The organism is Arsenophonus sp. ENCA, assembly GCF_002287155.1.
GTDB lineage: Bacteria > Pseudomonadota > Gammaproteobacteria > Enterobacterales > Enterobacteriaceae > Arsenophonus > Arsenophonus nilaparvatae.
Window position 1 is genome coordinate 1 of the sequence record NZ_NHNG01000066.1, and the last position, 10967, is coordinate 10967.

Here is a 10967-nt window from a genome sequence, read left to right on the forward strand (position 1 = left end):
GTTTGATGATAGGATTATTTGTTTGATACATAAAATTACCTTTTATTTAATTATCTAATGATGTTAATTAAAACCGGTAACTTTCTTTTTTAAATCAGAATTGTCAGATTAAGTTAAGACTAATACATTTCATTCTAAATAATTAGATTTTTTTTGATTATCACGCTACTGATTCTATCGCACATTGCCCTGGCTAGGGCCATTTGACCCATTCTGGGCGTCAGAAAGCCACGATGCACGCGCTCTGGAAGTACGCCAACCGCTTTAGGTTGTAACATGCTGCCATCATCGTCATGGCAAAATTAGCGCGCACCTGTCCAATGGTGCGGATCAGTTTTCTACCCATTTGTTCCATCGCCGCAAATGCATGTTCAACCCGTGCCCTAGTCTTTGCAATCCTGTGGTTTCGCCCTTGCTGAGTCTTGGACAACGGTTTGTTTCGATGGCCTTTACCCTGAATCTGGCTCCTATAGCCGTTTGCCTTCAGCCAAGCTTCCCGCTCCGCAGAGGGATAGCCTCGGTCGGCGTAGATATTGCGATTGGTGTTGGCCTTGTCAATGACCCTTTCGAAATGCTGACTGTCGTGGGTGCTGGCCGTATCGGTGACGATTTTTCTGATGAATTTGTACTTCTTATCCATCACGAGTTTCGCACCAATAAAAAAACGCTCTATTTTTAAGTTTAATTCAGCATGATATATAAATAGTCAAAACCTTATAAATCAAATACAACTTATTGTAATTTAAGAAAATTTATGTTTTTTAGTAACTTGCAGATTAATCATTGCTTTTAAGCCATTTTTAGAATTTTATATGCCTGTGCGAAACTCGTGGAGGAAAATTTATAAAACTTTTCGCTGAAAATATAGCGATGACTTTTGAATTAGGTTCTGCTGGGCTTAAAGCCTTAAATGTATTGATTTTTACTGTGCAAAATTCAGGAATGAACAAAGATAGAGTTGTATTAGATAAATACGCTTTAGAAGAATTTTTATCTGACTCAGGTCAAAAATTATCTCAAGCAACATTTACTAGAGGAATTAAAGAGCTAGTGGGGGCTCAAATAATCGCAAGATGTTTAAAGCAAGGAGATTATTTTATTAACCCAAATTTTATTTTTAATGGAGATAGAGTTGCATTTACTACAGCAATAGAAAAACAAGATTAAATTAGCGGTACTTGAAGGGACGGCAATCCCAACAAGCACCTGATCTAACAACCTAAGCTAACTAGGAGTCGGACTATGCGAAATAGTACGCATATTGCACGCATAATGAAAGCGTGCGGCATATCAATCGAGCAGCTTTTGAGTTTTGCTCACACATCAAAATATCTTACAACCCGTCAGCGTCAGTACCTTCGGAGTATCGGAGGTGCCGCATGAAATCCGAGATGATTAAATTCTTTTTGAGTAGTTGTGTTCCTTCTGGTTTTGTTGATAGTGAAGGTAAAGTCGATACCAACGTCAAAATGACAGATTCACGAGTTTCGCACCAATAAAAAAACGCTCTATTTTTAAGTTTAATTCAGCATGATATATAAATAGTCAAAACCTTATAAATCAAATACAACTTATTGTAATTTAATAAAATTTATGTTTTTTAGTAACTTGCAGATTAATCATTGCTTTTAAGCCATTTTTAGAATTTTATATGCCTGTGCGAAACTCGTGCCATTACCATCGTGCCTCAGTCCTAAATCCGTTAATGTGCAGATACCGTTGTTAATGGCTGACCAGTTCCCCGAAATAACCGCTTTTCGTAGGTTAAATATACCGGAGTCCTCACTTTGGGCACAAAGGTATTCCTCACGGCGATTTGCCATGCCTTGAATTTTCATGTTGTTGCCTATTTGATTTTTATTTGGTGGTTTTTAGCGGAGTATAGGTGAAATTTTCTATTGATACTTTTGGCAGTTTGTCACGCTTTCCAGCACTGCCTTCCGTCCAGTAATAATCAATTTCCTTAAATTGCATTCTAAACATGGATGGCTGGGATAACATTTTCAAGCAATCTTTTTCTGATAGTGCTTTGTCGCTAAAGCGACACCAATGCACAGGCTCGCCACCATTTTTAACAATGGTTGCTTCGATTTGGTATTTCATTGAGGGTCCTGATACGAATAATTTAAGAGTAAGACTAAGCGGCTTTTTTGCGTGAACGGTAGCTTTCCCAAGTGAACGTTAGTGTACAACCTCCTCCGTCATTCATCCTGTCCATGACTCGCTCACCGACAAAAGTCGCTAATTCTTCCTTGGGCAAATTACTAATTAATATCGTTGGTTTTAAGTTTTCATAACGACAGTTAATGATTTCAAATAAAATCATTTTTTCCACGTCACTACCGAATTGAACACCCACCTCATCGATGATAAGTAGGTCTGGTGAAGCGTACATCTCGATCACATCTGACTCACGTTCTTCTGAATCCTTCGCCCACGTCGCCTTAAAATTTCTGGCAATTTTAATAGCTGATGTCAGCCTGACCGAAGCCATGAAGTTTTCGATAATCGATTTCCCTATTCCAATTGCCAAATGGTTTTTTCCTGTCCCTGGCTTACCGCACATAACCAATCCTCCGCCTTGTTTCAACCTTTCAGGCCATTTTGTAGCATAGGACTTACAAACAGCCAAACACTGTCTGGCGTAACTGTTGACGGGTTCATAATTATCCAAAGAAGCCATATCAAACCGTTTCGGAACATTGAAAAATCTGAGTAAATCAAGTTTTTCCTGATGAATCCGCTTACGCTCAACCGCCTGATACTCCTGCTCTAGCGCTGTTATTTTTTCTCTTAGGCATTCAGGGCATTCACCTTGTGTTTCTATCCCTCTAAAACTCAATAATTTTCGCTTGTAGGTTTGATATTCTCCGTGTTTTTCACAAGTGACAGTTATCTCCTGCACGACAGTATTTTCTATCACTTTCGGTTTTTGAAGTGTTTCTTCCAACCGAGCTTTCAATGATTCTATTTTTGTTCGATAACCCATGTTACACCTCCGCCCATGATGGAATTTCGGTTTGACCATAATCAAAATGCGAAAAATTAGTCACCATACCTGAAGCCTTTCGAACAGAATTTCTTATAGCCTGTTTGTTCTGGTAATTCAGTTTCTGACTCGTGGTAATAAACCATTTCTTCGGTTTGTCGTGTTGATACTCAATATCCAGCCTCAGTAATTCACTGTGCAGATCGAGATTGGGGTAAAGTTTTTGCCAATCAGCGAAGTCTTTGTGATTCAGGCGTATCACCTTTCCCTCAAACGCATATCTTTCTGACATCGAATGAACATCAGCAGATATTTCTTCCCCTTCATCCTCACAAGCCATTTTTTCGGCTTGGGTGTTATAGGGAATCAGGTTAAGGGAATCAGCAGGATTAAAACTGTGCTTGTATGGTGCTTGCATGGTGCTTATATGGTGCTCTTCTTTTTCCTCTTGTTTTTCAGTAGGTTGAAATAATTCATCATGTTCCTGAACAACAGCCGGCGACAGATTATTTGACTGTTCATCCTGTTTAGACGTCAATGCCGATTGATGATAACTAACATGAGAAGTGTTTGAATTTTGTTCGTTCGTTTGTTGGGTTTTAGGTTTTAAGTGCTTGTCTGATGCTTGCACTGTATTAGTATGGTGCTTTTCTGGTGCAGCTGTATTATCAATAAATTGAGTAATCTGTTCAGGGATTTCACTGGGTGACTCTTTACAATGAGGATTTTGATGTTTCTTCCAATTATTAATTTGGATGTAGGCATTTCCATCAACTGAATACCGAGTGATAAAATTTTTACTGTCTAACTGGGACAATAACTTTTCACAATCCGCTTCATCATAAGGTAATACCATTACTTTTATTTTACGGGGCTTATCTTCAAGACGACCTTCTCTATCGGCAATTGTCCATAACCCCGCGAACAGAAGTCTTGTTAATGGTTCACATTCAGCTAAATCATCATTGCTGAAAAAACCAGGTTTAATATTTCTTGCTCTTGCCATAATTTTATCTCTTTTAGTTAATTGGTAACTTTTTCAGGACGTTAAGCCTGTTGCTCAATAGCAAAATTAATTGTGACTTACAAAAAAACCAGCTATTGATGATAAAATAATCAATTTTTGAATTAAAAATGACCTATATAAGATTAAAAAATAACCTATTTTTGTGTTTTTTAGATGTATCTAACTTGTTTTTATTGAAAGCAGTTTTATTTCACTATTGAGCAACAGGCTTGTTGATACTCCCCGACGGGAAAATCTTTATTTTTCCACGCAGCAACCAATAGCCCATTAGGGCTATCTGGGTATAACCTTTCTTCATGGTTTTTATTGATAAACCGGCGATTTTTTGGCATAATGACCTCGCTGAAATTGAAAGAAAAAAGGGAAATTCGGCGTTTCCCTTCTCATTAAACTTCCTGAAATCTCTAATTAAATACAACACTCGATCTGACATTCTAAAGCTTCATTGTTTTTTAACTCTGGAGCTTCTTTTTTTGGCAATCTCAAATGCTCTAGCATATCTATCAGCTTGCGTATTTCTTCGCCTGAGATATTTGTAATAACAACCTCCTGTGACGCTGAATCAGGCACACTTATCACATGCCTTGGCAAGCCGTATTCTGAAACGACCTGACAGGCTAATTTAAATATTCTGGTTTTATCCCGACTCGCTGTTGAGGGGTGTATCCCTAGTGATTTGGCAAACCCGTTATTACCGCCTTCTGATGCCATCTTCTGGTAGAAGTAAGATTCTAAATGCTCAGGTTTGCAGGTGATTTTGATAGTATTTGAATATTCCATGGTTATAATCCTTAAGTAATAAAATTCCCTACCTCGATATTCCTATGAGGTTGTGGTGGCTCCAAGAAAGCCTAGAGCGAGTCAAAATGTTAAAGAGCGGTGTTACTCAGATAGTATTTTGCTTACTAGCAGGAATACCATCTGTTGGGTTTGGGTAAAGATCTGGACGAAGTTCATGGGGAAGAACCCCTGTAGCATAATGTATGGGAATTACCCTTTTTGCAGGAACTATACCTTGGTACTTAGTTCTCCAACTGCTAACAGCCATTCCAGAAACTCCGATCATTACCCCAAGCTTTCTAACAGATCCTGCTTTTTTTATGGCAATTTCAAGTGCTGTCATGTAAATCTCCTTATTTAGGTAAATACAGTAAAGCATAGACTTACACATTAGGTCAATCTTTAATTTATTGATAATATAAAGTTAAAGTTTACAATGCTATTTATGAATACAAGAAAAATGTCAGAATCTCCTTTAGTTCGGAGACTTATAGAATTAAATGATAGAGGCATGTCTAAATCTGAAATGGCTAAAATAGCAGGAGTAAGCAGACAAGCCGTAAATTCATGGTTCGTAAAGGGGAATATAAGTAGAAATTCAGCTATATCAATAGCTGAAGCTGCTGGCGTTTCCCTAGAATGGTTATATGGAGAAGAAGTTGATGAACGACAGGGATTACGCCAAAATGAAAAAGAACTATTAGATATTTTTAATCAATTACCTCTAAATGAGCAAGAAACCATGATTTCTGCTTTTAAATTGAGGCTTAAAGAATTAGATAAATTTGTCGAAGAATATATTAAACGTAGAAATAAAGACGAAAGTAATAGATTAAGCTAACCAAAGTAAAAATACCCTATCCTTCAAAGGAACCGTCATATTTTGGCGGTTTTTTTGTTTCTAAAACTCAATAATTAAATTTTAAGTTGACATTTAAAGTAAATCTATGGTTTACTTTATTCGTCAACTCACTGCAACAGGCAAAAGCCAGACAATACCACGAGTTATCTGAACCTTTGCCAGATGTTGCTAAGTAGCCAGCCTGAGGCGTATGAACATGAAGGCAAGTGTAGTCATCAGTAACTAAACATTATCGCTCTTTAACATCTTAGAACGGATTCAGGCACTCTTGGATCAACCATCATTGAGTGAGTTTTGGGGTGTGTGAAATGTACAAAACAGTCAAATCTCGTTTCTACACCAGGGAATAAACGGACTGTGAGTACAAACCGGAAATGTCCGGCACACACCACTAAAACTTACTTTGGAGGTCAACATGACACAGATTACCGTCATTAAGCGTAGTAACTACGCCCAACGTAGATATGAACGTAGAGCTGCATTTCTGGCTAAAAAACGTCAGGAAGCAGAACAAAAATGCCAAGTCCGTTCTACAGAACAAATCCTTGATTCCATATTCAACAAGCAAGATGATACCATTAATACCCTTGCATCACTCACTCTCAATCTAAAAGACAAAAAGCCTCAGCCTTCATTTGATAACTGTTGCTTACCGAATACTTATCTCTATTCTGCAAGAAAATACTTAAAAACCCGCAAATCAAATAGCATACAGACAAAATGATTTGATAGTCTTTGCAGCAATCCTGTTCTACACTTAATCCATAAGTTTCAGATAATAGCTTTCCCTCCCGATAGGCTGGGAAGGTAAAATCTCCCAATTTCAGGGAGGCCAGGTTGTTAAAGAGCGGTGGTACTAAAAATCGTAATTATTTATTATTCACTTTCAGGATGAGGGAATAACTTTGGTAAATCAGGTCTAAAACGATAAGCAGGAACTGTACCTCCGGTGACTTCAACTAAATCAGGGACAGATTTGGGAGATACTGGTTTTTTACCATTTAACCAATCGCAAATAGTCGATTGAGCCAATCCGCATTTTTTTGCTAATGCTTTCTGACTTCCGGCTATTTTGATAGCAGTTTCTATTCCATAATTTTTCATTAATCGAATCTCCTATAGACAAAACCGATTATAAGAATCAATTAATAAACTGTCAATCGTATTTGCTATTTTGCGTATGTATCGTTCATGCGATATTATTTAATCAAATATCTTCGTGAGGTTATTCAGGTGAGCTTTTCAGAGAGACTCAAGCAAGCAATGCAAGAAAAAGGATTCAGTCAAGGCGCTTTAGCTAAAGCTGTCGGAATGGCTCAATCAAGCGTATGGCGACTGACGAGTGGCGGAGCATTAGGAACAAAAAAATTAATAAAAATAGCAAAAGTTTTAGATGTCAACCCTGAATGGCTTTCGGATGGTATTGGAAAGATGAAAGCTCATGAGATTAAATCTAATAATCAATTAATTATTGATTCTGTATCGCATTACACGGACAAGAGTAAAGCTTATGAAAAGGATAATAATGTTGTCAAACTAAAATTATACAACCGCATTGAGTGGGTGCTTTCCCCTAGCGTTAGGGGTGAAGAGGACACTTATTCTATGTTTTTAATACCTAAAAATATAGTTGAAGAAACCAATAGCTCAATTAAAGATTCAATATCAATAATTGCACCTGATGACAGCATGTCACCGATTATTCAAGAAAACTCTACCGTTGCACTGGATACGAGCATAAAAGATATTAAAAATGGTAAGATTTATTTAGTATCTTATGGTGGTGTATTTATGATACGCGCACTTTACAGTTTGCCTGAAAATAAAATCAAATTAAAAAATTATAAATCTGATGATTACCCAGAATTGATCGTTTCTGCATCAGAGCTGCTAATAATAGGGAAAGTCTATTATGTAGCAGGAAAAATCGATTAAACACATAAATCAGCCCACTATCCAAGTGGGCATCAGTAGCCTTCAACCAATTTATATATTCCAAATCTACTTTTCATTTCAAAATTAACGGCAATCGTTTTTTAGATAAAAAACACTATATTATCATTTAGTTATTTAAAATCATTAATTTTAATCGTTTTTACGATTGACAATTAAGATAGAAAAACCTATTATCATCACATCAACTCACTGCAACAGGCAAACGCCAGACAATACCATGAGTTATCTGAAACCTTGCCAAACGTTGCTAAGTAGCCAGCCTGAGGCGTATGAAAATGAAGGCAAGTGACGACAGTTGAACACTACCGCTCTTTAACACCCTTTCGCTGAAAAAGCGAACCACAAAACACCCAAACAGTCGGTTTTGGGGTGTGTGAAATAACCAAAATACAGCCATTAAGTTGAAACCAACACCAGGGTACTACCAATATGACTGTAAATATAATCCGGTTACCTCCGGCACACACCACCAAAACCCATTGTAGGAGGTAATATGTGTAACTTTCATGGTTATGATAATGCTCGCCGTCGGAGACATGAGCGTAGAAAAGCCAAACAAGCAGCTTATAACTATAACAAAGCGCTTAATATGGCATTAAAAGCAGCCTTAAATCCAAGCAAACCCTCTCAGCAACAAACACCACCAAACGCTAAACGCCCTGTTCTTTCACTGAAAAGGAAAGTGATGAGTCGTGTTGAAATAGCAATATCAATTCGCCCTACTAAAGTTTATGACTCATTTGATAATTGCTGTTTGCCTATTGCAGCTTTGTACACTTCCAGACGGTTTAACAATAAACCTAAAAACCATTTTGGAGTGAGTGCTAATGGTTAAAAACAACAAAACAGTAAAAGTTAAAATTATTGCTAAAGTTAGAGCAGATTGTAACTATACCGTAGATATGAAAGAAGAAGATTATAAAAAATATGAAGAGGTGGTTACTTCACAAATGACATCCAGTGAAATGGATGATGAAATTCTTGATATAGCAAGCAAATATAGAATTTATGGTAATATCGATTTAAACGAACCTGAAGACATTGAATTTCATCGAATAGAAGCATAATTGACATTCTTACCATGTTATCATTTCAATAGAAATGATGGCAAAAATTTAATCAATTCATAAGATCAAATCTTTTCTTCTCATTAATCATAAACAAGTCACTCATAATATAATCAATGAATTATCAAGGTGATCATTATTCCTTTTTATGTGTTGCGGGAATACACAAAACCATTTTCATCATAAGTGGTTAAATAACAATCAGACAACTAATCAATTTAAGGATGTGTGAATGCGGCTCTGCGCTCGTGGGACAGTCAGAACTATAAATTATCTTTCAATAGCTAAATATAGTTTGATTGCGTTTACCCGTCCGTGATGACTGTAATCGGACACCGAGAGGCACTCGGCATGCATCCTAACTTTTCAGTAAATGTTAACAAGGAGTACACATAATGAAACTGGACAATCCACGCATTGTAACGTCAAAGCACCCGAATATGGGTAATTTGGTTGGAGTAACTAATGGGAGTTGTAATTTAAGCGATTCAAGATACTTAAGTAGTATTGATATATGGAATGACGACGACATGGAAACACGCACTTTCAAAGAAATCATACAGTGCTTAACAAAAGAAAATAAGCATCTTAAAAAAGAGAACTTAAGACTGATGAAGATGCATCGTCAGATTGGCGGGCTGTGCAGGATTTGAACCTGCAACATAGGAATTAGAAGAATTTAAGTATTGCCGTTGCAGCACTAATAGTCACAACGATGACACCACCAAGTTTTAAAAGTAGTCCAGTAGCAATATGTTCAACATCCTTGCGAATCAAGGCTATCTGAGCATCGGTTTTTTCAAAACGTAACTCCATATCTTTACGAACATCAGATATTTGTGTGCTTAAATCTTTGCGAACATCATCAAGATCTCGTTTAGTCGCCACATCAACCGCTTCATGTGATTCACGGACAGCCAGAGAAATCGCTTTAGCCTGATCTTTAGGCAAACCAGCACCTTCAAGCGTTTCAACAAATTTTAATGTATCAAATGCAACCTGACCCATAGGAAATCCTCCTTTTTGGTAAGTATAACGGGTTTAGTGTTCAATCTGCAAAATCTTTCACGTTAATAGCTCCATTCGTTTAATTACGGAGAAATATTTTTATGTCTAAATTACATCAACTAATTACAATCGAAACAAAAAACATCAATGGCGGACTAATCCAAACGGTTAATGCCCGTGATTTACATGCATTTTTAGAGATTAAATCCAGATTTAATGACTGGATAAAAAATCGAATTAAAGAATATAACTTTATAGAAAACTTGGATTTTATAACGCTTACTAAAAATTTAGTAAGCGGTGGTTCAAGGGTTGACTATCACATTTCCCTCGACATGGCGAAAGAACTATCCATGGTTGAACGCAATGAAAAAGGGAAACAGGCCAGACAATATTTTATTGAATGCGAAAGACGGATTTTACAACCGAAATTATCTAATGACCCAACAACTTTAGGTCTACCCAATTTTCTTAACCCTGCTGAATCCGCAATTGCATGGGCTGCACAACATAAAAAAGTTCAACTGTTAGGTGTACAGGTTCAACAACTTGAAACCGAAATCGATAGCCTAAAAAACCTGTTCCAAGTTGGCATGTCACCTGTCCAGTTTTGCAAGCAGCTTAATGGCGTAAACATTAACCAGGTCAACCTTTTTCTAGAATCGCGCAATTTTCTCTACGATGCTAAAAAGGATATCAGCAAGGCTCATGTCTGGCGTGTTCATTCCTATGCGAGAGATACGTATCTAACCGAATCACCCTTCATCATGACAAACGATTACGGGCAACGCCAGTGTTACAAAATCGTTCTGCTAAAAAAGGGGGCTTCATGGCTATATCACCAATACCTCAAAAGTAAGCTACCGATGAAGAAAGACTGGAATGGTGAATTTACCCACGACAAATATAGTCAGGTGGCCTAAGATGACGATGAATCAGGACGTTATTATCGCTCGTATCATTGCCGCATCCAAAGATATTTTTGCTTGCGAAAAAGCCATCGTGACGCTGACACGAGTTTCGCAGTCTCTAAAAAAGAAGTATAAATTTAAAAACAAGAAAAAATCAGGATGTTCATATTTTGTCCGGTTATCCATGCATTAAAGATATCTATAAAATATTCTTGCAAGTAAGCAGTGTAAGATACTCTAGTTTGGCGTTATCAGAAGTCAGCCCATCGCCTTTATCTCATGACACGGTTAGCCGATGGTTAAAAAGTAGATGTTTCCGCCCTAAAGACCTATGGCGATTAGTTGAACCTTCTATAGACAAAAAAAG

18 protein-coding genes and 1 pseudogene are annotated in these 10967 nt (G+C 37.2%); 9 read left to right on the forward strand and 10 right to left on the reverse strand.

Going from position 1 to position 10967, the window contains the following annotated elements; all coding sequences use genetic code 11:
* Positions 1-220: 220 nt before the first annotated feature.
* Positions 221-640, reverse strand: a pseudogene (locus CBG25_RS01995) (transposase); the annotation flags it as partial.
* A 230-nt stretch (positions 641-870) separates the two neighbouring features.
* Between CBG25_RS01995 and CBG25_RS02000 the strand changes: the two are divergent.
* Positions 871-1167, forward strand: a complete 297-nt coding sequence (locus CBG25_RS02000; protein ID WP_290604170.1) for a hypothetical protein — start codon at positions 871-873, stop codon at positions 1165-1167.
* A gap of 461 nt (positions 1168-1628) precedes the next feature.
* Here CBG25_RS02000 and CBG25_RS02005 read toward each other — a convergent pair whose 3' ends face one another.
* From CBG25_RS02005 to CBG25_RS02035, 7 genes are all read right to left on the reverse strand, one after another.
* Positions 1629-1838 (reverse strand): hypothetical protein, encoded by a 210-nt coding sequence (locus CBG25_RS02005; RefSeq protein WP_290604171.1) that lies wholly within the window; start codon positions 1836-1838, stop codon positions 1629-1631.
* A gap of 19 nt (positions 1839-1857) precedes the next feature.
* Complete coding sequence (locus tag CBG25_RS02010; protein ID WP_290604173.1) at positions 1858-2103, reverse strand: DUF1187 family protein; 246 nt, start codon at positions 2101-2103, stop codon at positions 1858-1860.
* Positions 2104-2137: 34 nt separating this feature from the next.
* Complete coding sequence (locus CBG25_RS02015) at positions 2138-2989, reverse strand: ATP-binding protein (protein WP_290604175.1); 852 nt, start codon at positions 2987-2989, stop codon at positions 2138-2140.
* 1 nt (position 2990) lies between these two features.
* On the reverse strand, positions 2991-3995 hold the full coding sequence (locus CBG25_RS02020; RefSeq protein WP_290604176.1) for a hypothetical protein: 1005 nt from the start codon (positions 3993-3995) through the stop codon (positions 2991-2993).
* 206 nt (positions 3996-4201) lie between these two features.
* Positions 4202-4348, reverse strand: coding sequence for a hypothetical protein (locus tag CBG25_RS02025; RefSeq protein ID WP_290604178.1), 147 nt, complete (start codon positions 4346-4348; stop codon positions 4202-4204).
* A 76-nt stretch (positions 4349-4424) separates the two neighbouring features.
* Entirely contained in the window at positions 4425-4796 is a 372-nt protein-coding gene (locus CBG25_RS02030; protein WP_290604180.1) for a hypothetical protein, read from the reverse strand.
* Positions 4797-4902: 106 nt separating this feature from the next.
* Entirely contained in the window at positions 4903-5139 is a 237-nt protein-coding gene (locus CBG25_RS02035) for a YdaS family helix-turn-helix protein (protein WP_290604182.1), read from the reverse strand.
* 168 nt (positions 5140-5307) lie between these two features.
* On the opposite strand from CBG25_RS02035, the gene CBG25_RS02040 reads away from it, so the two are divergent.
* Positions 5308-5637 carry a helix-turn-helix domain-containing protein gene (locus CBG25_RS02040; RefSeq protein WP_290604184.1) on the forward strand — a complete coding sequence of 110 codons (330 nt, stop codon included), beginning with the start codon at positions 5308-5310 and terminating at the stop codon, positions 5635-5637.
* 436 nt (positions 5638-6073) lie between these two features.
* Positions 6074-6382, forward strand: a complete 309-nt coding sequence (locus CBG25_RS02045; RefSeq protein WP_290604186.1) for a hypothetical protein — start codon at positions 6074-6076, stop codon at positions 6380-6382.
* A gap of 152 nt (positions 6383-6534) precedes the next feature.
* Here CBG25_RS02045 and CBG25_RS02050 read toward each other — a convergent pair whose 3' ends face one another.
* On the reverse strand, positions 6535-6762 hold the full coding sequence (locus CBG25_RS02050; protein ID WP_290604188.1) for a helix-turn-helix domain-containing protein: 228 nt from the start codon (positions 6760-6762) through the stop codon (positions 6535-6537).
* A 129-nt stretch (positions 6763-6891) separates the two neighbouring features.
* Between CBG25_RS02050 and CBG25_RS02055 the strand changes: the two genes are divergently transcribed.
* The 3 genes from CBG25_RS02055 to CBG25_RS02065 all read left to right on the forward strand — a co-directional run bounded on the left by CBG25_RS02055 (position 6892) and on the right by CBG25_RS02065 (position 8681).
* A complete protein-coding gene (locus CBG25_RS02055; protein ID WP_290604190.1) occupies positions 6892-7593 on the forward strand; it encodes a S24 family peptidase in 702 nt (233 codons plus the stop codon).
* A 514-nt stretch (positions 7594-8107) separates the two neighbouring features.
* The gene (locus CBG25_RS02060) at positions 8108-8449 is read left to right on the forward strand and encodes a hypothetical protein (RefSeq protein WP_290604192.1); all 342 of its coding nucleotides are present in this window, start codon (positions 8108-8110) and stop codon (positions 8447-8449) included.
* On the forward strand, positions 8442-8681 hold the full coding sequence (locus CBG25_RS02065; protein WP_290604194.1) for a hypothetical protein: 240 nt from the start codon (positions 8442-8444) through the stop codon (positions 8679-8681). Before CBG25_RS02060 ends, CBG25_RS02065 begins: the two co-directional genes overlap by 8 nt.
* 669 nt (positions 8682-9350) lie before the next feature.
* On the opposite strand, the gene CBG25_RS02070 is transcribed toward CBG25_RS02065, so the two are convergent.
* Positions 9351-9689, reverse strand: coding sequence for a hypothetical protein (locus tag CBG25_RS02070; protein ID WP_290604195.1), 339 nt, complete (start codon positions 9687-9689; stop codon positions 9351-9353).
* Positions 9690-9790: 101 nt separating this feature from the next.
* Between CBG25_RS02070 and CBG25_RS02075 the strand changes: the two genes are divergently transcribed.
* The 3 genes from CBG25_RS02075 to CBG25_RS02085 all read left to right on the forward strand — a co-directional run.
* Positions 9791-10612: an antA/AntB antirepressor family protein gene (locus CBG25_RS02075; protein ID WP_290604197.1), complete on the forward strand. Its 822-nt coding sequence runs from the start codon at positions 9791-9793 to the stop codon at positions 10610-10612.
* 1 nt (position 10613) lies between these two features.
* Positions 10614-10793: a hypothetical protein gene (locus CBG25_RS02080; RefSeq protein ID WP_290604199.1), complete on the forward strand. Its 180-nt coding sequence runs from the start codon at positions 10614-10616 to the stop codon at positions 10791-10793.
* On the forward strand, positions 10771-10967 hold a 197-nt coding region (locus CBG25_RS02085; protein WP_290604058.1), incomplete at its 3' end, for a hypothetical protein. The genes CBG25_RS02080 and CBG25_RS02085, both read left to right, overlap by 23 nt.

Excerpts from the sequence above, each read along its gene's own strand:
- CBG25_RS02000 (WP_290604170.1), top strand. The coding sequence starts at position 871 with ATGACTTTTGAATTAGGTTCTGCTGGGCTTAAAGCCTTAAATGTATTG.
- CBG25_RS02005 (WP_290604171.1), bottom strand. The coding sequence starts at position 1,838 with ATGAAAATTCAAGGCATGGCAAATCGCCGTGAGGAATACCTTTGTGCC.
- CBG25_RS02010 (WP_290604173.1), bottom strand. The coding sequence starts at position 2,103 with ATGAAATACCAAATCGAAGCAACCATTGTTAAAAATGGTGGCGAGCCT.
- CBG25_RS02015 (WP_290604175.1), bottom strand. The coding sequence starts at position 2,989 with ATGGGTTATCGAACAAAAATAGAATCATTGAAAGCTCGGTTGGAAGAA.
- CBG25_RS02020 (WP_290604176.1), bottom strand. The coding sequence starts at position 3,995 with ATGGCAAGAGCAAGAAATATTAAACCTGGTTTTTTCAGCAATGATGAT.
- CBG25_RS02025 (WP_290604178.1), bottom strand. The coding sequence starts at position 4,348 with ATGCCAAAAAATCGCCGGTTTATCAATAAAAACCATGAAGAAAGGTTA.
- CBG25_RS02030 (WP_290604180.1), bottom strand. The coding sequence starts at position 4,796 with ATGGAATATTCAAATACTATCAAAATCACCTGCAAACCTGAGCATTTA.
- CBG25_RS02035 (WP_290604182.1), bottom strand. The coding sequence starts at position 5,139 with ATGACAGCACTTGAAATTGCCATAAAAAAAGCAGGATCTGTTAGAAAG.
- CBG25_RS02040 (WP_290604184.1), top strand. The coding sequence starts at position 5,308 with ATGTCTAAATCTGAAATGGCTAAAATAGCAGGAGTAAGCAGACAAGCC.
- CBG25_RS02045 (WP_290604186.1), top strand. The coding sequence starts at position 6,074 with ATGACACAGATTACCGTCATTAAGCGTAGTAACTACGCCCAACGTAGA.
- CBG25_RS02050 (WP_290604188.1), bottom strand. The coding sequence starts at position 6,762 with ATGAAAAATTATGGAATAGAAACTGCTATCAAAATAGCCGGAAGTCAG.
- CBG25_RS02060 (WP_290604192.1), top strand. The coding sequence starts at position 8,108 with ATGTGTAACTTTCATGGTTATGATAATGCTCGCCGTCGGAGACATGAG.
- CBG25_RS02065 (WP_290604194.1), top strand. The coding sequence starts at position 8,442 with ATGGTTAAAAACAACAAAACAGTAAAAGTTAAAATTATTGCTAAAGTT.
- CBG25_RS02070 (WP_290604195.1), bottom strand. The coding sequence starts at position 9,689 with ATGGGTCAGGTTGCATTTGATACATTAAAATTTGTTGAAACGCTTGAA.
- CBG25_RS02075 (WP_290604197.1), top strand. The coding sequence starts at position 9,791 with ATGTCTAAATTACATCAACTAATTACAATCGAAACAAAAAACATCAAT.
- CBG25_RS02080 (WP_290604199.1), top strand. The coding sequence starts at position 10,614 with ATGACGATGAATCAGGACGTTATTATCGCTCGTATCATTGCCGCATCC.